Raw genomic sequence first — 24402 nt, 5'->3', positions numbered from 1 at the left:
TAATTAAGGTTTTACTCAAAAAACCACAGTACGTTTTATAAAAAATTCACAGTACGTTTTGAGATGGCCCAAAAAGCAAAAAGCCCCAAAACGTGATGTTTTGGAGCTTTTTCGTTTCCGCAGAGCGATTTTGTGACCCATAGGGGAATCGAACCCCTGTTTCAACCGTGAAAGGGTCGTGTCCTAACCGCTAGACGAATGGGCCGACTGGTTCCATATATTCGCTGCGTGGGTGAAACGTGGTGCAAAGGTACGTTTAAATTTGACAGTGTCAACAGTTGGGTGAATATTTTTTTGAATAAATATTTTTGGGTACTGATAATCAGTACTTTTGGATGAAAAATATTTTTGAAATAGTTTTAACAAGTATGGACACGTCGATAAAACATTTATTGAAAGAGCTTAATTTTAGCGTAAAGGGAAGTTTGTGGGTTGAAAGTGCCGAAGATCGGTTCTTAGGGCCTGGTAGGGTAGAGCTTTTGGAACACATTGATGAAATGGGTTCTATCAATCGGGCGGCCAAGCAAATGGGCATGTCTTACAAAAAAGCATGGGAGATGGTCAACTCACTTAATGCTCAATCAAGCAGCCCTCTGGTACTGACACAGACGGGAGGTGAAAAAGGGGGAGGTGCTATTATTACGAAAGAAGCCCGTGAGTTGATTGCCTTTTATCATCGGTTGAGACAACGGTTTCAGATTTTTTTGGAAGAAGAAACAAAACAACTTAACGCTGATTAAATTTTTCTGATAAAGTTTGTCTTGACACTTAAATAAAATTTTCTACTTTTGCACCCAAGAATCGGGATATAGCACAGCCAGGTAGTGTACTTGTCTGGGGGGCAAGGGGTCGTGGGTTCAAATCCCGCTATCCCGACATCTGAAAATCAAGCACTTACGACGAAAAGTTGTAAGTGCTTTTTTCGTTGGTTTAAACATAGTTTAAACAATCATCGAATAGTTTAAACCTATAATTAAGGCTTCATTGTTCTCATTATTACAAATGAATGTCAGTCAAAAATCCTTGACATCACCCTGTATCATACTTTTGCGGTGAGTTTTTTAGATTGTCAGCAATCCAGTTTCTTAACCCTAAAGGAGCACTTACCTCAAAATCCATCCCAAGTTCAACTATTTTAGATATCAGTTCTCGGTTTGTATATATCTGAATCCAAAATGTTCCGACACTTACAGGCTATTGGCGGTGATGCTCTTTAATTTTTCAAAAACTATGATCTTGTTAATATGGCCAGGTAACTTTTGTGTAAATTGCCAAAGCATTGTACCAATAGGGGAATAAACAAAATAGCTCGACGTTTACCCCCACCTAAACCACATCATAGAGTATGGATTCCAACTTTTTCTTTCTTAAAGACGAATTTCCCATTCTCTTCAATATCGGGGTGTCCGCCGAAAATTACCTGCATCGAGGCCCCGTCTATTGCCTTTCCAAGCTTCGGTTGTTTGGGGAGAAGTTGACACAACTGCTTTTTGAAGAACATGCCCTCGAATTTCCTCTCGACAATTCATTTCATAACTAATCGGTGATGCTGACAGAAGAAGATATTCTGTCAACGGTGGTGAGAGACATGCTGTTTCTACTGAAAAAACGACTAGGTAAAACTGGAGTTTATGGAGGGGGGATATGTTAAACGGGTCAGGAATTCATAACAGTAGCAACCACCAAAACATAAGACTCATTACAGAGGTACAGTCTGGCTTTTTTTCTTTAGATTATGACTGTCCTGATATTTTTTAGGCGTCATCCCGACATATTTCTGGAAAACTTTGTTGAATTTGATGTGTTGCGAATACCCGAGTCGTTGGGATATTTCAACCGCTCTAAAACCCTGCAAAAGCAACGTTTTAGCATACTCTATTCGTTTCTCCATGAATAATTGGTGAAAAGTTTTTCCATAAACAGCCTTAAACCCATTTTTAAACGACCCGATAGAAATCCCTAATTCAGCCGCAATTTTACCCTCTTTGGGAGGAAACTGTTCTATATTACTTTTAAAGTATTTTAAACAGATAGATTCAAATACAGCCACTTTCGAGTTAACAGAGACAAAAGCACTGTAGGTCTTTGTATCCTGCTCTGTCTCGGAGGAAGAGTCAATTGTTTGGGGTGAGTTTTCGCTGTGAGTTGAAGAGGTTAGGGTAAAAGAAATCTTATTGGACAGCAGTAGTGCGACTACCGTTTGAGCGTTTTCGGCTGGAATCACAAGTTCAACAGTCGAAGGGATTTGGATCATATTCACGATTTTTCAAAGTAGGAAGTATTGGGTGAGTGATTGAATTTTTGCTTAAACACACGCGTAAAACCCGATGGATGGTGATAACCAACTTGATAGGCTACCTGAGTAATAGAATATTTCCCTGTTTGAAGCAAGCTCTGGGCATACATCATTTTTTTTTCTAAAATGTGCTGATGGGGGCTGGTCTTAAACAATTCAGAAAATAAATTCTTGAATTTACTCACACTCATTCCGGCCATTTTTGCCATTTCGTTGATTGAAGGAGTAGATTTCTTAAAATCGTACGTTATTTGCGCCTCTACCTCTTTAATCCTTCGTAAATCAATTTCCTTGAAATTCTTCGCGGTTTTGCTTAAAATTTGTGTGTACAAATCATCTATAAAAAGAAGGATAAACTGAAAAAAGTAGCTTTTTGCCAGCAAGTCAGGATTGACCGCCTGCTGATATTCTTTGTGGAATAGTGAGTATTTCAAAGTGAATAAACTGTATTGATTATTCCAGTTACTTAGCACTTTAGCGATAATATCATCTAAGTCTGAGGGGAGATTTCTAACCTGATTAATAAGCCAATCAGTGCGAATTCCCACCACAAAAGGTCGCCCTTGGTCATAAATAATACTTATTAAACAGTAGTCGCCTTCAATGATACTTTGAAGTGAATCAGTTAAGACACGTAAATCTTTGTTGTTTCCAGGTAATATTGAATAAAAATAAGTGTAGTCCGACCCAAAATCGAACAATTTAAGGTTGTTTCTGACCCTAGCTCCGCTGGGTTCATCAAAGGGTTTTCTTTTGAAGTACGTTAAGTAAAAATCTAACTTTATGCTGGCCATGAGGTAATGCACTGTATGTGTACAAAACCAAAAATGGTATATTTTTATATTCCATTTGGAGCAAAATAGCTAAAAATATGGTAAATGGTATATTTTTGGTGGTAACTGGATCATTTTGCATTATATATGTCGTTTTAGCAAGCTGTTCAGCTCTTTTCTAAAACTCTTCCCCACAGGAAGCACTACCAGCCCTGCCAGTTTAAGTGTATTGGCCTCCGATTGCTGAATATGTACTTTATTAACCGCAAATTTGTGATGGATACGAATAAAATGTCCGTTTAAATCTTCTCCCAACAGCCTAGTCAATGACTTTTTTAGCACGTACCTTTTGGAGAACGTATGTATGTAACAGTGGCTGTCGTCTGCTTCGATATAAACAATTTCAGTAAACCAAACCTGCTCCTGGTGACCTGGCTTGCTGCTCAAGTACAGGTACTTTTTGTCTATAAAATTATATTGTTTACTTTTTTTGTGCGCTTCCAGAGTGTTTTCGATGGCCGATTGAAGCGTAATAGCATGAAAAGGTTTAATCAGGTACTGAACGCTGAGGTTCTTTTGTGCCTCTAAAAATAGCTTTTGGTCTTGGGAGGTGGTCATTAGTACGACGGGTACGAGAGTATCCCTAAGTATTTTAAGAAGCTCTATACCGATAGGTTTGTTTTCAATCATAATATCTGACAGAACCAAATCAACCTCGTGGTCATTAAGATACTTAACAAGATCTTCCAATTGCGTATAAGTAGCCCCTAAGTGGTACTTATACTTAGAAGAAATGCGCTCGGCAAGCATAATTTCTATTTTTATCTGGTCAATTGGGTCATCTTCCAGCATTGCTATTACAATATCACTGATCGGCATATTTTCTGTCTTTTGTGTACCGATTCAAACAATTTATTATGCACTATGTTTAAAGAATATACAATTTAGTCAAGGCTTTTAAGGCATAAAAATAGAACCGTGGGCCGTTTGAAACTATGTCGATAAAAAAAATACCATTTTGGGTAAGCCAAAAAGCGTTTTGGCTAATTTGTTGTCAATGCTTCTTTTAGAGCAAACAACTAATTTTATTTCAAAATTAAGGTATCTGTTTACTACTAGGGGTAAACGTTGTAATTCTCATCGAAGCACTACACTATGGTTCATCTTAAACGTTATGTTATAATTTTCAGCTTCCACTTTACTCCTATATCATTGATGATAATTGTGTGGACTGTTATTCTCTCGCCCCTAGCCATAATCCAGAGAATATTTTTAACAAATATGACTTTGGACAGTATTTTTTGAGCTGAAAATATTCTTATTCACTAATGTTTATAAGAATGAAAAGCTCTTCCCTACCCAGAAATTAAAAAATTATGTCATTGTATATTATAAGATTTTCTAAAGGCTTAATGACCGGCTTTTTATTGTTTTTGAATTTCCTCTTTCTATATTCTTCTCGAAGACAAGACAACGGCATCTACAACTCTTTCAGGGGTTATTATTTGTTGACAGCCCCCCCCAAGCCTTAGAAAATATTATTTACGCTAATGGAAACTATTCAATACAGTTTTCTTCACGAACTGATATGGTTCGAATACAGTCTCTTTGGGATAAGTGACCAATTTGGGCAAGATTTCGAAACAATAAAAAGCCTGTATACTCAACAACTGTTTGCCATTTGCCATGTATCATTCCATCAAAGGCAGAGCTGTTATGGCTTCTGCTTCAGTGTTTGCTCATCTTAACCAAGCCGTTGCTTTTTTGGAATCTACTAACGACATCATTGGCACAGCCTGAACTCACCCATGACCAGCCTACAATAATGTGGATTATCTTATCCGAGAAGGAAAAAAACAGGGGCAGTATAAAGTAATCCGACAAAGTAAAAGCATGAACTACTACCCAATAAACTGATCCAATGGAGAAAGTCAAGTAAATATGAAATCATCACCAAAGAATAAGTATTTGATACTGTGCAGGCAATTAATAAGTTATACAATAGCCACAAAGCGTTGTCCGAAGCCAAAGGAACAGTGATGTCCATAGAAATACCCGACGCGTTAGAACTCAGGGCTGATTCTAACATTTTTGTTTCAGTTCTACGAAACATGCTCGATACTACTCGAAAATACACCACCCAAATGTGGATTTATCAACGCATTTTGGGAAAATACAGACCATCAAACCCGTAAAACAATGCCAGCCTAACTACTATAATCAACGAAGTAGACATAAGATCATGTTTTCGTTTGTTTTAGAGGCTTAGAAAATGACGACTTTATGAAATACCCTATTCTTTTTGTCTTTACGATTTGGTTTGTCGGGGTAGGATATACCCAAAATAAATCCTTTAAGACTTTTCGTGATTATCTCCTTCCGGCCTCTAATCTGGATAGTTTTAAAAAAACTGGAGGGCACATCAACCCTATTTCAAGCCAATATCTGCATTTGTTGATTGCCATTGAGTTGGGAAAACAAAATGCTTATGATACGATCAATAAGGAAAAAATAAAGCAAATCATAGAGCTTGCTTCAAAACAAAAGTCACAGCTTGGTTTAGCTATGGCTTATTACATACTTGGAAGAGAATATACCATTGACCAAGACGACTCCCTTTCTTACAGTTATTTAACAAAGGCAGAAAAAATTTTTACAGCAGGCAATGATACTACGGGAATAATTCATTGTTCCAAACTCTTGCGTTCCCATACAAGAAGAGCAGACAAAAATTTGCCAAAATTTTACTTTGACAGGGTCGTGGCACTTGGCCAAAAATCAAAGTATCCCATTGACAATTATATGTATTACTTACTTATTATGGCATGCGATCCTTATTTTGAGCCTCAGCCAACCGAAAGTCAGATAGCACAGACCCTGAATAAAACAATTAAGATGATTGATATGTACCCTCGTTTTGAGTATATACGAGCCAATGTTTATAAGAATATTCAGGAAGGGTATTTACGTAAGCAAAGGCATGAAAAAGTGCTTGAATTTGCCCTTAAGGTGATGCACCATACAAACAAAAAAATAGATTTTATGGATTATCAATACCTAGGCAATGCCTATCTGTCAGTAAAAAAATATGACCTGGCCGTAGTAGCTTTAGAAGAAGCAGGAAAGCGAATTGAAATTGAAAGGCCAATGGCGCTCATGCGGCGAAGGAATATATATTTTTTTTTGAAAAAAGCTTATTACGAGGCAGGAAATCTGAAAGCAAGCATTCAGACAGATGAAACGTATGACAGCCTGGTTAGTGTCATCAGAGACAATGACCGTAGCGTAGCGCTGTTTCACCTGCGGGAAAAATACTCATTTGCCGATAAGGAAGCGGTGCTCAAAAGACTTGCTTTAGAAAAGGAAATAGCAGACTCACAAAAAAGACTCTTGTTTGGAGGCTTAATTATGACCCTCGTATTGGTTGGAATCATACTTTTTTTCTCCATAAAGCTTCAAAGAACCAACGCTGAATTGTTGCACCTTCAGCAGGCCCGTGATAGATTCTATACCATCATTGCCCACGATCTGCGCTCGCCCATGAACAGCCTTAATGATATGGGGGCATTACTGCATCATCTTATCAGTGAGGGGAAAAAACAAGAATTGGATAAAGTCATCCAACAGATTGAAAACATGAGACAACAAACACATTTGCTACTTAATAATCTGTTTGAATGGGGTAAAAGTCAATATTTTATCAATGAGTCCGGAGCGCAGCCTGGTACATTCGATGCTGCCGTATCTTTACAAACGTTATGTAATCACTATCTTCCTTTTGCCGAAGCGAAGGGAGTATCTTTGGCATTGGCATTGCCTTCTTCTTTGCCCCTGAAAGCCGATCAAAAAGGATTCGAAACGGCCGTCCGTAATCTACTCGACAATGCCCTGAAACATACCCCCACTGGCGGAAAAATTACGGTAAGCGGCCGCAGCAGTGAAGAAGGCACCCCCAATCATTCTATCATGATTGCCGACACGGGCGAAGGGATTGCTCCTGGGCAATTAAAGTACTTACAGCAAGTGTTTTCGTGTAAAACCAAACCAGAAGTAGGGGTAAAAGGACTGGGGCTGGGCATGATACTGGTCTATAATTTTGCCAAAAAAAATAAGATTAAGCTTCAGATAATGAGTGAATCAGGGGTTGGATCCAGTTTCAGCATCGTTTGGAAATCTTAAACTAAAGACAAAAGTGTATACATCCTTCATTGATTAGACATTTAACGTATGAAATACGCTATCCTTTTTATTTTTTCAGTTTGTGTTGTTAGGTTGGGATATACCCAGAATAAATCCTTTAAATCTTTTCGTGATTATCTCGTCCCTGCTTCTCGTTTGGACAGTTTGATAAAAGTAGAACGAAGCATGGCACAAAACTCACAATCAAGCCAATACCTGCATTTATTGATTGCCATTGAGTTGGGTAAGTCGCATCGGGACGATTCGATCACTGCGCAGCAGTACAATAAAATAGTACAATTGGCCACCAAGCATAAATCAACCTTGGGGCTTGCCATGGCAAATTATATCATGGGCTTGAACAACTCGACTTGGCAAGAAGAGGTTGCCTATGAACAAATTATGAAAGCACAGAGCCTGTTTGCCCAACAAAAAGATACGTCAGGCATCGTTCAATGCCTTAGTTGGTCATTGAGACAATTTACTCAGGATGACCCAACCTACGGTTCATTAGTTAAAAAGGATTTACTAAAAATGAATCAGGAGAATTTCGCTAAGCTAGTGGCCTTATCCGAAAAATCAAAGCACGCCATTGACAGGTTTACGTACTATCGTACTATTTTGAACAGTCATCCATCTTTTTCCCGAGGAATAACCGAAACACAACAAATGGAAGCCTTCAGAGCGGCCAATGAAATACTGGATAAAAACCCGCACTTGGTATTCTTAAGAAAAGGTATTTATCGAGCTGCTCAACAAGGTTACTTAAATTCCAAAAAATTTGATAAACTATTGGAATTGGGTTTGAAAATACTGAACCATCCTGACATTAAAGCCACTTATCCGGATTATAGAAATGTAGCCAATACTTACACACATTTAAAAAAATACGACAGTGTTATTGTGTATATGGAGGAAGCTATTAGGCGGGTCAAGATTGAAGATCCTAAGAATATAAAGGCGTTACGGGGAATGAACAGACGTTTAAAAAACGCATACTTTGAGGTAAAAAAGTGGAAAGAGGGTGTAAAAGCCTATGATGAATACGACAAGTATAATAATCTGATTCGTGACAGTGACCGTAGACTGGCCGTGTATGAAATCAAGGAAAAATACTCCTTTACCGAAAAAGAAGCGCAACTTAAACGAATTTCCTTGGAAAAACAGATCGTTGAAAGTCGAAATAAACTGCTTCAAGCACAGTATGATGCCGAAAAACGCGAAGCCGCTTTAAGAAACCTTGCCCTAGAAAACCAAGCAACTGAAAGCAAAACCCAACTGCTCCAAAGCCAAATAGAAGTTCAAAAACAAGAAAGTGCCATCCAACTGGCAGAATCCCAAAAACAACTTTTATTCGGCGGTTTGCTGGTCGCTTTGGGATTGATTGGAACCATACTTGTTTTTTCAATAAAACTTCGGCAAACAAATACGAAACTGTTGGCGCTCCAACAGGGTCGTGACAAATTCTATACCATCATTGCCCACGATTTGCGCTCCCCCATAAATAGCCTCAATGACATGGGAGCATTGTTGCATCACCTCATCCAAGAAGGTAAAAAACAGGAGTTGGACAAAGTCATTCAACAAATAGAAAGCATGAAACAAAAGACCCAGCTACTCCTCAACAACCTGTTTGAATGGGGCAAAAGTCAGTATTTTACGCCTGACGTTGAGGAAGCTCGGCAACCGATGGATGTAGTACCTTTGCTCCAAGAACTATACCAAACGTATCTTCCTTTTGCCGAAGCTAAAAAAATTGTTTTGGCAACCGATTTACCGCCAAGTTCGGTAGTTTCTGTTGCTCCAAATGGCTTTTTGATGACGGTACGTAACCTATTAGACAATGCTCTTAAAAACACGCCCGCTGAGGGGGCGGTTATGGTACGTATCAGCCCCCACTCAGCAGCTGACAATGAGTCGTCTAACAAGACGGTACTCATCATTGCCGATACCGGCAAAGGAATTGCCCCTGACCAACTAGACTATATGAAACAAGTGTTTGCGGGAAAAATCAAACCTGAAGTAGGAATACACGGATTGGGGCTGGGTATGGTATTGATTCATCATTTTGTACAGAAACAAAAGGCCATTTTGACCATCGAAAGCGAAGTCAATAAAGGGTCTTGTTTTCGTTTGACCTTGGAGGCTTAAGTAAGTATTTTATCCCTCCCATTTTCTACAAACTTGCTAAAGCCTCACTGCTGAAGTAGAAAAACAAAAATGATAAATAGTATGACGATTTGGCTAAATCATCGGAGTAATTCTTGTCAGATAACGGCTATGCAGCTCGTATTTGTCCGAGCCAAGTGCATCTAAACGATACACGCTAACAGTCAAAACATGAAATACCTATTGACGCTTTTGGGGGCTTTTTTTATCACCCTATCCCTTCCTGCCCAAAAACTGCACGTACTGTTTGTTATCGAAAATGAAGATAGTAGATTTGGCTTACCACAACTACGTAACGAAGCAGATATGCTTCAAATCTTAGGCATTGTAGAGTGGGGATTGGGCTATAAAATGGAGGTAATGCACCTATCAAAGCAAAAATTTACTGCTACAGACCTTCAACAAGCCATTGTTACCCTTCCAACCAGTGCAAAAGACATTGTTGTGGTATATTATTCTGGGTATGGACTCCCTCCCTCAAATAACAAGGGCTTTTTTGCCAATTGGAAACTGCGGGACAACCCTACCCAAGGCCTTTCGGTAGATGAAGTGGCGGGCTGGCTGGAAACCAAACAAAAAGCTCGAAAACTGCATTTGGGTTTGATTTTATCGGAATATAGCGCGCAAAGCATTCATTCACCCCAACGAGTACCCGACACGCTGGGGACTTCGATGGCGTATCGTCAACAGGTAGTTCAAAAACTGTTTTTAGGGCATTGTGGCATCGTTAAAATGGGAAGCTCGCTACCTTATGAGCCTTCTTGGGTCAATAAAAACCATAGTGCGTCTTTATTTACCGAGTCGCTTGTGCGTGCTTTTGAGCGGATGCTCATGCCGCTGGATTCGAGTGCTTTGAAGCATGTTTCTTTTCAGCAGTTTCATGCTTACTCTTCTTCCTATTTAAATAAGTACTTCAACGACATACCGATTAGCCAAACACCCGCTTTGGAAATTAAATATTGCAAAGACAGTACCTCCAGCATCACAATAGAATCGCGGCCCGATTCTTTGGCAGCTCCTACAAAAGTGGTAGGAGGACTACTCAACTCTTTGGCTCAAAACAAAGATACGCTCCAACGCCACCAAATTAAGCAACAGCTTGCCGCTTATTTTACCCCCAACGCCACCATCAGAGTCGTTCGATTGTATGGGATGAACCGAGTACCAAAACCAAAAGAATATGCTTTAGAAACGTACTTTGATACAATACACCTGCCGAGTAAAAACCCGGGTACTCAAGAAGTACTACCCAACATGATGTACCTACACATTGGCAAATTAGAAACCGACAATACCCATTCCAAGCAACCACTCATTAAGCAGCTATCGGTTTCCGAAACCTGGGGCAATGTTTCCCATTGATGTCTATTCAGCATGTTTTGCTGGCTATTTTGAAAATTTATCATCGCCATCACGCTTTAGACGTCCATTGTTTTCAATATGGCATGAAAATTGTGCAAGGGAGCGCAGCTTTTTTCTGTCCAAGTTCCCCCATTTTTGCCTTCAAACCGGGAGAGCATCCTTTCCTTTGGCGCTGTTTTGTCTTTTGAAAACCTGTTCAAAGGCCGAAAATCAGGCACTTTTTACCTTCCCTTTTTTTACCCTCGTCAGAATAATCTTCTTCGTGTATCACAAAAAACAAAAACGATAAACAGTATAACGATTTGGCTAAATCGTCGGATTAGTTCTTGTTACAGAACGGCTAAGTAGTTCTTAGTTTATCCGATCAAATTTATTCTCAAATTGTATGGTTGTTTTTTACCGCTTCCGTCTCTCTAAATATTTATTGACAACAATCCTTTCTTTGTTGTGTATGCTGACGGGAATATTAAGGTCTTATGCACAGACCGAAACTTTCCCTGCGGGCTCGTATATCATCAATATGGGTATCACACCCCAGACTGCAGCCAACGCTCTGAAACCCTACGGGTTGATATACGATTTGTTGAAGAACAACAAAATCCCTGTCAAATGGGTCATCAGCCAGAGTAAAGGCATTGATGGTGTGGATTTTAACCACCAGGGCGTAGATTATCGAGGCGGAACATTCATCATCCCCGCCCCCTTTCGGAACGCATCGGTGAATGGCAAGATAAGCAGCTATGGAGTTACGGGCACAACCACGACGAGCCCTCTGACGGTAAACGTAACCTATACCCTCACGTCAGCGCCCCGATGGACGTTGGACGACCAGAATGGAGGAATTGCTCAAGGCTTCTTCAGTCAGGCGGGGGTTCCATCTTCAGCTTACAACTTTAAAGACCCCCAATCATTGGGAGGTTGCGATGATATTTTTGTGATGCCCCACGCCGACCCCACATGGAGTACTCACAGCAATTTGTACAACTGGAATCGTACGCAGTTTGGGGCGATTTGGGCGGGTTGCAAAGCCGTTTCGGAATTAGAGAATATGAACAATGGCAGTTTGCAAACCAACTTCCTGGCTACCAACGTAGGTGGCGTTGGAAATGCCTTGGTATTTTCTGGTTCACACAGTGATGGGTCTCCTCCTTACACTCGTCTTAACCCAAGCAGTCCTGCTTCGCAATATATGGGTTCGACAGACGCAGCCCATCCTGGAGGTGCCGAACAGATCTATCTGCCCAAAGCAGGGGGAGGCTGGCGGCCTTCTACCCAAGTTATCGCTTTCGACCCTAGCCAATCCAATGTACCGGGGTTATCTCCCGGGCCGGCAGCCGTGATTGTCTTCGGCCGTGGTTTTGGCCTGAACACTTCAGGCTATGTGATGTACGAGGCCGGCCACGACATCAAAAAAGCAGGCGGTACGGCCAGCGTAGCCGCTATTCGTGCCTTTTTTAATTTCAGCCTTTTATCTTCTGTAGATAAAGTACCTTTTATCAGTGTGGCAAATGTTCCTGTAACCATGTCAATAGGTGTTGGCTATGCAGTCAGTGTCACGGCTACCTCTCCTGTATCTTCCCCGCTTACTTATCAATGGACGAGTAGCTGTGGAGGTACTTTTGCCAATTCCTCTGCTGCCAGTACGACCTTTACCCCTCCCAATGTGAGTGGCGTTACCTCCTGTATGATTACCGTCACAGTGTCCGACGCCTGCGGCAGGCAAACCTCCACTGCCACGCCTATCACCATTCAGCCCTGTAGTCAATCGGTCACTTCTACGGTGACGCCCTTGTGTGTGGGTGCTGCCAATACGGGTGTCATTGCTATGACTGTTACGGGCGGTACTGCGCCTTATACCTATACATGGACCCGCTCTGGCGGCGGCTCTGGCTCAGGGGCTGGCACCACCATATCTGGCCTTGCTGCCGGTACCTATACCGTTACGATTACGTCTTCTACCGGATGTGCCAATACTTTCACCGCTATGGTAGGTACTTATCCTCCCATTGTCATTACACCTACGCCGGTTGGGGTGGCTTGCAGTGGCGGTGCCACGGGCTCCATCAGCTTGGCGGTTTCGGGTGGTACGCCAGGCTATACCTATGATTGGGGCGGTGGTATCACTACTCAAAATAGAAGCGGACTAACCGCAGGCCTCTACTCGGTCACGGTTACTGATTCGAAATCTTGTACCGCTACCGCCAATAACATCAGCGTACCCCAATCCGCAGTAATAGCAGCTACACCAACAGTAACAAATGTGCCTTGCTTCGGGCAGTCTACGGGTTCAATAACGCTTGCAGTCATTGGCGGAGCCGCCCCCTATACGTATCAATGGAACGATGGGGCATCCACCAAAGACCGTACGAATATATCTGCGGGAACGTACAGCGTTACCATCACTGACGCAAACAGTTGTATCCAAACAGTAAACAACATTTTAGTGACGCAGCCTTCAGCAGCACTTACGGCTACTTTATCAAAAACAGATCCAAGCTGCGGAGCAACCAACGGGAGTGTTACGGCTTCAGTATCGGGTGGCACCGCCCCCTATACCTACGACTGGAACGGCACACCAACTGGAGACGGAACTGCTACCATTACTGGTTTGGCCTCAGGGAATTATCAGGTAACTGTAACCGATGCCAAAAACTGTTCCGTTATTGTTTCCATCACCTTGTCAACCGCTGCAACAATTGTATTGACTACTAATGTTACGCCCCCGACTTGTCCACCTGGCTCCAATGCACCTTTGGGTGAAAACGGGGTAATTGATTTGGTGGTTACGGGTGGAACAGCACCGTTTACCTACAATTGGACAACCTCAAATGGGTCAGGCCTTGTGCCAACAAATCAGGATCAATCAGGCCTGTCTGCGGGAACTTATAATGTAACCGTAACGGATGCCGGGGGGTGCACAGCCAGTACTTCAGTGACACTTACAGCCATAAATCCTTCACCGGTTAAACCGGTCACAATAAATAATAACTGACATTTTAACGGCTCGAATAAGCTAATGGCCTTCAAAAAAGAGGTGCTCAAAAGGACACTCATGGATTGTCTAAGCCGGGTTCAACATAGGTAGAAAGGAAAAAATTAAAAAATATTTCTAATGAAAGACAAACTGAATATTAAATCCAGTATTGCACATAAAGATAATGTGCTACCTCCAGGCCAAAGGAAGCTATTCTTAATAGTATCTTTTGTGGAGGGGGCAGCGGTTATGATTATAGAGTTACTGGGTGCAAAGATTGTAGCACCATTTTACGGAACCTCGATGTATGTTTGGGCATCTGTATTGGGGGTTACGCTAATTGCTCTTTCCTGCGGATATTTTATTGGTGGTAATGTTTCTAATAAATACAAAGACAAAAGCCCACTCTTTTCTGTACTTGCTGTTGGGGCAATATTAACAATAATTGCCCCCAGAATTGCTCCAGCTATCATGATGGCTACAGCTGATTTTGGGGTTCGTATCGGCTCACTAATCTCGGTTTCAATATACTTATTGCCTCCCATTTTTTGTATGGGGATGGTTTCGCCAATCATTATACAGCTAATTAATCAATCACAGGAAAATTCAGGGCAAACAGCTGGTACAATCTATGCCATCTCTACCGTCGGGGGCATACTCGCTACGTTTCTTGCGGGCTTTGTGTTAATCCCCGAACTCGGTATCCGAACAACTGCAACTTTTACAGGAGCTGTTTTGATAGTCATTTCGGCAATCGGTATGTTAAGCCACAAACAAAAAACGCAAGCTGTTCTCACCTTTGGCCTTTTTGTTTTTTCCGTTCCGTTCGTCTATAGTAAACCAACTAGTGACCCCGCAATCACAATACAGTATCAGTCCAGCGGTATATTGGGAGAATGGGCGGTTGTGGATCATAAAGGTTTTGCCAAAGACGGCCGTCAAGTGAACACAAGGCAGTTGTTGCTTAATGGAATAGACCAAACTTTTACTAATGTAGGCATCCAGCCATTTTCAGTATGGAGATACCCCCATAAAGTTACAGCTTTGGCGGGGATAAAACCGGCTAAAAGCAAGGCTTTGCTATTGGGAATGGGTGGAGGAAGTATTGCTTATAACTTGATTAAACTGGGTTTTGAACTCGATATTGTGGAATTGGACGAACGGATTCCGTTTATTGCTGAGCAATGGTTTGGATATGATCCAACCTCTGCTAATCTAACCATTGATGACGCACGTCATTACATTCGAAATACAGCTAAAAAATACGATGTAGTCATATTAGATATTGTAAATGGGGAGGTCCAGCCCTCCCACATGTTTACCCAAGAAGGCTTAAGGGAGTTAAAGGCTGCATTAAATGAGGATGCGTTGGTTATTGTGAATTTTCAGGGTCAACTAGATACAGAAGACCCAAGACTTTCACTTGCCCCTCGTTCGGTTATCAAAACATTTGAATCCATTGGTTACAAAATGTTTGCTGTTAAGAATGAAAGTAAATCAATATCTGCGGATTTACTGATCTACGGAACCCCAGGTTCACTAAATATCAAAGAGGCTCTCAGCCAAAACTTAAGATATAATGAGCTGTTGCCGAACGATTCTTTTTCTGCGACAGATTATGCCCCAATAACAGGGTATGAATTAGGGGATGTTGATGTGATGACTGATGACAAGCCAAACTTAGAATTACTGAATACTCCAACTGTTTTGAATTGGAGAAAAAATAAGATTGAATACACAGTAAATGGACTCATCAAAAAAGGGGTACCAATTTACTGATTCAACAACAAAGTATTTTATGTCTTAATCGAATTAAAAGCAATAATATGGAAGCGATTTATACCTACGTATCTAAACAAATAAAAGGTAAGTCTTCGAAGATTTATTGTCATTTGTCGCGTATCACACTTGTTTTATGCCTGTTTTTTGGTGGTGTAGCGGTTATTCATGCACAGACTACAACCATTCCCTCAACCAAAGCAACTCAGGTTTATAAAGGAGCCAATACTCGCAACTTCGGCTCATGCCAGGGAATCGGCCCGGATAACGCTACCAATTACCAACAAAATCCCCTCCTTGAGTTTGATTTGTCGACTATTCCTGCTGGGGCAACCATCACCTCGGCAACCCTCAGAATGGTACACGCACCAAACGGTACAGGATGGGATAACGAGGCAGGTTCAGCGTTCACGTCAATCATCAGAAGGGTTACTACTCCTTGGGTAGAAGGTACAGCCTGTAATGCCGCTCAGTCAGGGTCATCCACTTGGAACAGTCCTGGGACTGGCAGTTGGACTGGAGGGAATTTTGCAGGCACCAACTATGGCACACTAACGGCCGGTGCATCTGATGCTACGGGTACAGTCTATAATATCACCATTACAACGTTGGTTCAGGAGTGGTACAATGGTACATCTCCGAATAATGGTTTGGGTATAGTACCTGCTACTCTTGTAGGTGACAAAGAAGAATCATGGTACTACATGTACAGTGATGATGCAACTGATCCGAATAACCGTCCACAGCTTGTTGTCAACTATTCGCTTCCACCGGTAGGTGGAACGGCCAGTAAAACGGACGCCTGTATTGGCACGGCCAATGGTTCAATAACCGTATCCAATCCAACGGGAGGAAGCGGTACGTATCAATACCGAATCAACGCCGGTGCTTGGCAGAACAGCAATGTATTTAACAGCCTTACGGCTGGAAACTATACGGTGCAGATACGAGATGCGAATAATATCACGAACCAAACAACGCTCACCCCCAATCCCCTTGTGGTCGGCAGTTTACCCGACTCCGACGGGGATAATATTTCGGACGCGTGCGATTTAGACGATGATAACGACGGCATATTGGATACGGTGGAGGGTGCCGGAAATATAGACAACGACGGTCTGATTAATTCATTGGATAACGATTCTGACGGGGATGGATGCTTTGATGCTATCGAAGGCGGGGCTGCTTTTACAACGGCAAATGTAGATGCCAATGGCCGACTGACCGGAGCAGTTGGCACAAACGGTGTTCCAAACTTTGCGGGCGGTGGTCAAACCGTTGGAGGCAGTCAGGTGGCTACTCGGGTTGTTATTGTGACCAACCCGAGTAATCAATCTGTGGCTCTAGCTGCACCTGCCACCTTCAGTATCTCCGCTCGCGGTGATAACGCCACCTCATACACTGGCGGTACACCCAGCTACGGTACAGCAGCAAACTCAAACGCGGGCCTAATTTACCAATGGTATTTGGGTGATCCTGATGCCGGTGGAACAACGCTGACAAACACGGGCGTATACAGCGGAGTAACAACGGCTACGCTCAATATTACGAACAGTACGGGGTTATACGCAAATAATTATTACGTAGTGGTCACGCATAGTTCTAATGATTGCATTCGATTCAAACGCTCAGCGGCGCTTACGTTATTTTGTGGTGCTATCACTGCTTCCGTAACATCACAAACGAATATAAATTGCTTTGGCGCCTCAACTGGTGCTGTCACCGTTGCAGGCTCAAATGGGGTTGCTCCATACACTTACAAACTGGGTAGCGGCGCTTTTGGCAGTTCAGGTACGTTTACCAACTTAACTGCCGGCGCTTACGTCATCACTGTTAAGGATGCTGGCGGTTGTGAGGAGACCGTAAATGTTACAATTACGCAACCTTCGGCAGCGTTGGCCGTTAGCCAATCATTGGTACAACCACAATGTTTTGCCTCAGGAAGCATAACACCTGCCGTAACTGGAGGAACAGCACCTTATACTTACGACTGGGCGGACCTAGCTGGAACCAATAATACCAATAGCCGAACAGGTTTAGCCGCTGGTACGTATAGTCTGACCGTTACTGACTCCAAAGGCTGTACGGTTTCAACTGGCAATATTGTTTTGAATGCTCCCGCAAATTGCGACCCCATTGATATTTGCCGGAGTAGTGTTGCTGAGGTCTTCTCGGTTGCTCCAAACCCTGCCAATATATCCTACACCTGGACGGTTCCTGCCGGGGCAATCATCGTATCAGGACAAGGTACACCGGAAATCAGGGTTAATTGGACCGGTGTCACGCCCGGAACTTACCAAGTGTGCGTTGTAGCGGTGAATGATTGTAACGAAAGTGCCCAGACCTGCATTGATGTAGATGTCATTCAACCAACCGCGCAGGCTTTCGTTGTTTTGCCCGTTTGTAAAGACAGAACAATCAGTTTGCAAGCTACTGGTGGAGTTTCCTATTCTTGGACGGGGCCCAGCGGTTTTACGTCATCTAGCCCGAACCCCACCATACTAAATGCTAATGCAGCAATCCACAACGGTATATACACGGTTGTCGTTACGGATGCTTCAGGTTGTAAGGCTACGGCTACCGTGAACGTTACGGTAGAAGATAACCCCGTGCTTACAACTGCGTCGATTACGAATGCTACCTGTAACCAATCAAACGGAGCAATTAATATTACCGTAACTGGTGGAACACCCGCTTATGATTTTGATTGGAATAATGGCGCCACAACCGAAGACCTGACCAATTTGAGCAGTGGCAGTTATACCCTAACTGTTACGGATTCAAAAGGTTGTTTTCAGACTTCCACCGTTGCCGTCATCAGTACCAATGGGCCAACAGTAACAAACACAAAGACAGATGTAACTTGCAACGGTGCAAGCACAGGCACTATAAACGTGACTGTGACGGGCGGCACAGCCCCCTATACCTACTTGTGGTCTGATGGAGCTATCACCGAAGACAGAACAGGATTAGCGGCTGGGACTTACAGTGTAGTCGTTACGGATGCCACGGGATGCGTAAGTGCTACGTCTGCTACCATAACGCAGCCTGCGGGTATTGTCCTTGATAATGTTAAAACGAATGTCAATTGCTTCGGAGGCTTAACAGGAAGTATAGACTTAAGCGTATCGGGTGGTACTGCACCGTACAATTATGTATGGACTCGTAACTCAATTCCTTTTTCGGGTAATATTCAAGATCAGCCCTCTATAGGAGCTGGTACTTACCAGGTAACGGTTACTGATGTCAATGGCTGTACAGCAACGCAGACCATCGTAATAACTCAGCCAAGCGCGGTTTTAGGTGCAACTCGAGCTATTTCCAATGTAACTTGTCGAAATGGCACAAATGGCCAAATTGTTTTGACCGTAACCGGCGGTACAGCGCCATATACATACGCTTGGACGGGTCCAAACAGCTTTACAGCAACTACGAAAGACATCACCAATCGCCCGGCGGGTACGTATAATGTGACCATCACTGATGCGAATGGCTGCACCTTCCCACTAGTGAACATGGTCATTACACAACCTTCCTCTTTGATTGCGGTAGCTCCTGTTGCCATAACCAATGTATTGTGTTTTGGGGATGGGAATGGAAGTATAGATGTTAATGCTACCGGCGGTACGCCGCCTTATACTTATGGGTGGAACAATGGTGCTACTACCCAAGATATTAGTGGGCTGAATCCCGGGAACTATAATGTAGTAGTAACGGATGCCAATGGCTGTTCGGTTACTTCAAACATATTTACTATTTCTGGACCCACTGCCCCAATATCTGCGACCATAACGCCTACTGATGCGGATTGTTTTGGTGCATCCACTGGCGAGATTTCTATTACAAACGGTGGCGGCACACCTCCTTATACCTATTTGTGGAGTAACGGCTCGACAAGCCAAAATCTGTTCAATTTACCGGCAGGAGATTATTCGGTTACAGTTACTGATGCCAATTCTTGTACGGAAGTATTCACAACTTCAGTGGGTGAACCTACCCAAATTATCATAACGGGGGCAATCACCAATGCCCTTTGTTCTGGTAGTGCAACTGGCGCTATAACGGTATCAGTAACCGGTGGATCTTCTCCTTACACCTACAAATGGATAGATGGGCCGACTTCAAAAGATCGTACTAATTTAATAGCGGGTAATTATACATTAGAAGTGACAGATAATACTGGATGTAAAGTTTCTAAAACCTTTACCGTTAACAATACCTCCAATCTTTCGCTTTCGTCGATAACTACTTCTATCAGTTGCTTTGGTAATAACAATGGTAGAGTAAACCTAATCGTTACTGGTGGCGTTGCACCCGTTACGTTTAGCTGGTCAAATGGTGCTATCACAGAAGACATTTCGGGCTTGTCAGCAGGGACTTATTCAGTTACTGTTTCGGATGCTATTGGTTGTGTGAAAACATTAACGGCAAGTCCCGTTACTCAACCTGCTCTTTTAACGGCCAATGCTTCGCAAACAAAAAGCGTAAGCTGTAAAGGAGGGAGCAACGGTGAAGCAACCGTTACGGGTAGTGGTGGAACCGCCCCTTACACGTATAATTGGTCCAATGGAGCGATGACAGCGACCGCAACGGGATTACAGGCAGGCACATACAATGTATTCGTTACAGACGCCAATGGATGTACTGCTACTGCCTCTGTCGTTATTACTGAGCCCGCCAACGAAATAGAACTTTTTGTCACCGTCTCGAATAACTCTTCGTGCAGTGTCAACAAGGGTTCAATCGATTTAATTATACAAAATGGAGTGGCCCCATTCTCTTACGTATGGACTGGCCCAACCGCCATCGGGAATGTTCAAGATCCATCAAACTTATTATCAGGTGCATATACTGTTATCGTGACTGATGCACTGGGCTGTACCAAAAGTATATCCGCTACTGTAGGTAGTGCCCCTGCGCTCACCGTTAGCGTAATAGTTGAAAATCGTAGTTGTCAGGCAATTGACGGTAAAGCATTTTCAGTAGTTACAGGTGGGATAGGGCCATACACTTACTCATGGTCCCCGGGCGGCATTACCACTAAAGATTTAACTGGTTTATCATCGGGTACTTACACAGTAACCGTAACCGATGCCAACAATTGTACAGCCACCGCCTCCGGTACTTTGATTGCGCCGAATTGTCAGCCGCCGGTAGCAGTTGATGACAACTATACGACCCCTTTCAATACGCCCGTTAGTGGTACGGTCGCCCCCAATGATTCCGACCCTGACAATACGTTGGCCGAGTTGTTGTTTGATCCTTTGGCGGCACCTTTGGCCAGTGAAGGCGTCATCGTGTGGGACACGACAAATAATGGTTCATTTACCTTTACCCCGGCTTTAAATTTTGTGGGGATCGTTACTATTCCTTACAAAGTTTGTGATCCAACGGGTTTGTGTGATGATGGCTTGTTAACTATCAGAGTAGCCGCACTTCCTCCAGTGGCCACCAACGACATCAACAACACGCCGATTAACACCCCTGTATCAGGCAACGTGTTGACCAATGACAGTGATCCGCAAAGTTTACCATTGACAGTCAACACAACGATACCGACCATCTGTCCGCCGAAAAACGGTACAGTGGTGATACAAGCCAACGGTAATTATACGTACACACCAAACAACAACTTCGTAGGAACGGATACCTTCTGCTACGTGGTGTGCAGCAGCATAGGCTTGTGCGATACCGCCACAGTAACGATAGACATCATACCTTTGTTAACCAAGAATAGCGTGGTAGCCAATGACGATGCAACGCAAACCCAAGTAGGTGTTCCTGTGAAAATACAGGTGTTGGGCAATGACTTTGACCCACAAGGCGACAAGTTTGCTTCGGTGACCAAACTCACTAATCCGACCAACGGTACGGTGGTGTACAATCCATCCGACAGCAGCTTCACTTACAGCCCAACGGGCGCATTTGTCGGCAAGAACAGCTTCAAATATCTGCTTTGTGATGTGAAAGGCGCTTGCGACACGGCCACGGTGACGATAGAAGTGTTGCCAATAATTCCGGGCAACGATCCGCCGGTAGCAGTGGATGATGCCAACATCACCAGAGTCAATGTGCCGGTGAGTGGAACGGTAGCTACGAACGACAGCGACCCTAACAACGACCCGCTCACGTTCACCAAACTGACCAACCCGACTAACGGAACGGTGGTGTTCAATCCGAACGGCACCTACACCTATACGCCGAATAATAACTACGCAGGACCCGACCGATTTATTTACAAGGTCTGCGACAACGGCACGCCTAATCTGTGTGATACCGCCACGGTCTATATAACGGTATTGGTATCGCCTCCGGTAGCCACCGATGACATCAACAACACGCCGATTAACACCCCTGTATCAGGTAACGTGTTGACCAATGATGATGACCCACAGGGATTACCGCTGACGGTCAACACAACGATACCGACGATTTGTCCGCCGCAACACGGAACCGTGGTGATGCAGGCCAATGGTAACTACACTTACACACCAACCAACAACTTCGTAGGAACGGATAAATTCTGTTACGTGGTTTGCAACAGTGCAGGCTTGTGTGATACGGCCACGGTAACGATAGACATCCTACCTTTGGTAACCAAGAACAGTGTGGTAGCCAATGACGATGCGACCCAAACGCAAGTGGGCGTACCTGTGAAAATACGGGTGTTGGGCAATGATTTTGATCCGCAGGGCGACAAGTTTGCTTCGGTGACCAAAATCACTAATCCGACCAACGGTACGGTGGTTTACAATCCATCCGACAGCAGCTTCACTTACAGCCCAACGGGTGCATTTGTCGGCAAGAACAGCTTCAAATATCTGCTTTGCGATGTGAAAGGCGCTTGCGACACGGCGACGGTGACGATAGATGTATTGCCATTGATTCCTGGAAACGACCCGCCTGTGGCCGTGGATGATGCCAACGTTACCCAAGTTAATACGCCTGTGAGTGGAACGGTAGCCACGAACGACAGCGATCCTAACAACGACCCGCTCACGTTTACAAAACTGACCAACCCGACTAACGGAACGGTGGTGTTTAATCCGAACGGCACTTACACGTACACGCCGAATAATAACTACGCAGGTCCTGACCGATTTATTTACAAGGTCTGCGACAACGGCACGCCTAATCTGTGTGATACCGCCACGGTCTATATAACGGTATTGGTATCGCCTCCTGTGGCCACCGATGACATCAACAATACGCCAATCAACACCCCTGTATCAGGTAATGTGTTGACCAATGATGATGACCCGCAAGGATTACCGCTGACGGTCAACACTACGATACCAGTTATTTGCCCGCCGCAACACGGAACAGTGGTGCTGCAGGCCAACGGTAACTATGTCTATACACCAACGAACAACTTCGTAGGAACGGATAAATTCTGCTACGTGGTGTGCAACAGTGCAGGCTTGTGTGATACGGCCATCGTGACTATTGATATATTGCCTCCAGTCACCACCAACAGCGTGGTAGCCAACGACGATGCGACCCAAACGCAAGTGGGCGTACCTGTGAAAATACGGGTGTTGGGCAATGATTTTGATCCGCAGGGCGACAAGTTTGCTTCGGTGACCAAAATCACTAATCCGACCAACGGTACGGTGGTTTACAATCCATCCGACAGCAGCTTCACTTACAGCCCAACGGGTGCATTTGTCGGCAAGAACAGCTTCAAATATCTGCTTTGCGATGTGAAAGGCGCTTGCGACACGGCGACGGTGACGATAGATGTATTGCCATTGATTCCTGGAAACGACCCGCCTGTGGCCGTGGATGATGCCAACGTTACCCAAGTTAATACGCCTGTGAGTGGAACGGTAGCCACGAACGACAGCGATCCTAACAACGACCCGCTCACGTTTACAAAACTGACCAACCCGACTAACGGAACGGTGGTGTTTAATCCGAACGGCACTTACACGTACACGCCGAATAATAACTACGTAGGTCCTGACCGATTTATTTATAAGGTCTGCGACAACGGCACGCCTAATCTGTGTGATACCGCCACGGTCTATATAACCATATTGCAAGTCAGTAAGGTAGCACTCCTGCCAAAAGTTTACTTACAAGGTTCGTTGTTTGGGGTATTCTCAGGTAATTTGATGCGAGATGATTTGCGGGTGAAAAACCTGATTCCAAGAAAATCGCCTTACGCAGCCTGGAATCCAACTACTCCCGCCGATACCATTACCTCAAACACGGTGTTGACTGTCACCGGACAGGATGCCATTGTGGATTGGGTATTTGTAGAACTTCGCAGTGCCACGGACTCTACTGATATTATCGATAGCCGATCGGCGCTTGTACAACGAGATGGCGATATTGTAGACGTAGATGGAACTTCATCCATTGTTTTCACCAACGCAATTCCAGCAAGCTACTTTGTAGTCGTCAAACATCGTAATCATTTGGGGGTTATGACAAAAAATGCGCTTCCATTAACACATATTGCTACAGTTGTCGATTTTAGATTAACAACGACGCCCACCTATGTTTTCTCCAACGCTCCGATTCATCAGTCGCAGGTAAATGTTGTACAGGGGAAAGCCCTCTGGGCAGGTAATGCACTTTATGATGACCAAGTGACTTATCAGGGCACTGGCAACGATGTCAATGTCGTCTATCAGCAAGTCATTGGGGCGGTGGGTAATGTGATTGGACTGCCTTTCTTCATCCTTCAGGGCTATTACACAGGAGACATAAATATGGATGGGGAAGTGATTTTCCAGGGAACGACCAATGATGTAGAGTACATCTACCAAAACGTCATCAACAATCATCCCGGTAACGCCCTCAAACAAAACTTCTATATCATACAGCAGCAATTGCCTAAGTAAAATGCACTACCAATCGTG

At 43.7% G+C, this 24402-nt stretch carries 11 protein-coding genes and 2 tRNA genes; 9 read left to right on the top strand and 4 right to left on the bottom strand.

The genetic code is table 11. The annotated features are described in order from the left end of the window. Window positions 1-133: 133 nt before the first annotated feature. Window positions 134-205: transfer RNA gene (locus DR864_RS09090), tRNA-Glu, on the bottom strand. Window positions 206-368: 163 nt separating this feature from the next. Here DR864_RS09090 and DR864_RS09085 point away from each other — a divergent pair. The 3 genes from DR864_RS09085 to DR864_RS09075 all read left to right on the top strand — a co-directional run bounded on the left by DR864_RS09085 (window position 369) and on the right by DR864_RS09075 (window position 1540). Next, window positions 369-740, top strand: coding sequence for a winged helix-turn-helix domain-containing protein (locus DR864_RS09085; RefSeq protein WP_114070221.1), 372 nt, complete (start codon window positions 369-371; stop codon window positions 738-740). A gap of 62 nt (window positions 741-802) precedes the next feature. After that, window positions 803-876, top strand: a tRNA-Pro gene (locus tag DR864_RS09080). Window positions 877-1345: 469 nt separating this feature from the next. Continuing rightward, window positions 1346-1540, top strand: a complete 195-nt coding sequence (locus DR864_RS09075; RefSeq protein ID WP_205319224.1) for a hypothetical protein — start codon at window positions 1346-1348, stop codon at window positions 1538-1540. Window positions 1541-1699: 159 nt separating this feature from the next. Here the strand turns inward: DR864_RS09075 and DR864_RS09070 are convergent, their stop codons facing one another. The 3 genes from DR864_RS09070 to DR864_RS09060 form a co-directional block, all read right to left on the bottom strand. Continuing rightward, entirely contained in the window at window positions 1700-2254 is a 555-nt protein-coding gene (locus DR864_RS09070; protein WP_114066659.1) for a helix-turn-helix domain-containing protein, read from the bottom strand. 2 nt (window positions 2255-2256) lie between these two features. Further along, window positions 2257-3090, bottom strand: a complete 834-nt coding sequence (locus DR864_RS09065; RefSeq protein ID WP_114066658.1) for a helix-turn-helix domain-containing protein — start codon at window positions 3088-3090, stop codon at window positions 2257-2259. Window positions 3091-3210: 120 nt separating this feature from the next. Then, window positions 3211-3948, bottom strand: coding sequence for a LytR/AlgR family response regulator transcription factor (locus tag DR864_RS09060; protein WP_114066657.1), 738 nt, complete (start codon window positions 3946-3948; stop codon window positions 3211-3213). 1575 nt (window positions 3949-5523) lie between these two features. On the opposite strand from DR864_RS09060, the gene DR864_RS09055 reads away from it, so the two are divergent. The 6 genes from DR864_RS09055 to DR864_RS09025 all read left to right on the top strand — a co-directional run bounded on the left by DR864_RS09055 (window position 5524) and on the right by DR864_RS09025 (window position 24384). Beyond that, window positions 5524-7248: a sensor histidine kinase gene (locus DR864_RS09055; RefSeq protein WP_162793668.1), complete on the top strand. Its 1725-nt coding sequence runs from the start codon at window positions 5524-5526 to the stop codon at window positions 7246-7248. Between the two features lie 48 nt (window positions 7249-7296). Then, window positions 7297-9399, top strand: a complete 2103-nt coding sequence (locus tag DR864_RS09050) for an ATP-binding protein (RefSeq protein ID WP_114066655.1) — start codon at window positions 7297-7299, stop codon at window positions 9397-9399. Between the two features lie 189 nt (window positions 9400-9588). Beyond that, window positions 9589-10779, top strand: coding sequence for a caspase family protein (locus DR864_RS09045; RefSeq protein ID WP_114066654.1), 1191 nt, complete (start codon window positions 9589-9591; stop codon window positions 10777-10779). 385 nt (window positions 10780-11164) lie between these two features. Beyond that, window positions 11165-13771, top strand: a complete 2607-nt coding sequence (locus DR864_RS09035; protein ID WP_114066652.1) for a SprB repeat-containing protein — start codon at window positions 11165-11167, stop codon at window positions 13769-13771. A 120-nt stretch (window positions 13772-13891) separates the two neighbouring features. Then, window positions 13892-15532 carry a spermidine synthase gene (locus DR864_RS09030; protein WP_114066651.1) on the top strand — a complete coding sequence of 547 codons (1641 nt, stop codon included), beginning with the start codon at window positions 13892-13894 and terminating at the stop codon, window positions 15530-15532. A gap of 47 nt (window positions 15533-15579) precedes the next feature. Further along, window positions 15580-24384 (top strand): Ig-like domain-containing protein, encoded by an 8805-nt coding sequence (locus tag DR864_RS09025; RefSeq protein ID WP_114066650.1) that lies wholly within the window; start codon window positions 15580-15582, stop codon window positions 24382-24384. Window positions 24385-24402: the final 18 nt, after the last annotated feature.

Source organism: Runella rosea (assembly GCF_003325355.1).
Lineage (GTDB): Bacteria > Bacteroidota > Bacteroidia > Cytophagales > Spirosomataceae > Runella > Runella rosea.
Note: the sequence above shows the minus strand (reverse complement) of the source record. Positions and strands in the feature narration are given on the sequence as shown.

Excerpts from the sequence above, each read along its gene's own strand:
- DR864_RS09085 (WP_114070221.1), top strand. The coding sequence starts at position 369 with ATGGACACGTCGATAAAACATTTATTGAAAGAGCTTAATTTTAGCGTA.
- DR864_RS09075 (WP_205319224.1), top strand. The coding sequence starts at position 1,346 with ATGGATTCCAACTTTTTCTTTCTTAAAGACGAATTTCCCATTCTCTTC.
- DR864_RS09070 (WP_114066659.1), bottom strand. The coding sequence starts at position 2,254 with ATGATCCAAATCCCTTCGACTGTTGAACTTGTGATTCCAGCCGAAAAC.
- DR864_RS09065 (WP_114066658.1), bottom strand. The coding sequence starts at position 3,090 with ATGGCCAGCATAAAGTTAGATTTTTACTTAACGTACTTCAAAAGAAAA.
- DR864_RS09060 (WP_114066657.1), bottom strand. The coding sequence starts at position 3,948 with ATGCCGATCAGTGATATTGTAATAGCAATGCTGGAAGATGACCCAATT.
- DR864_RS09050 (WP_114066655.1), top strand. The coding sequence starts at position 7,297 with ATGAAATACGCTATCCTTTTTATTTTTTCAGTTTGTGTTGTTAGGTTG.
- DR864_RS09045 (WP_114066654.1), top strand. The coding sequence starts at position 9,589 with ATGAAATACCTATTGACGCTTTTGGGGGCTTTTTTTATCACCCTATCC.
- DR864_RS09035 (WP_114066652.1), top strand. The coding sequence starts at position 11,165 with ATGGTTGTTTTTTACCGCTTCCGTCTCTCTAAATATTTATTGACAACA.
- DR864_RS09030 (WP_114066651.1), top strand. The coding sequence starts at position 13,892 with ATGAAAGACAAACTGAATATTAAATCCAGTATTGCACATAAAGATAAT.
- DR864_RS09025 (WP_114066650.1), top strand. The coding sequence starts at position 15,580 with ATGGAAGCGATTTATACCTACGTATCTAAACAAATAAAAGGTAAGTCT.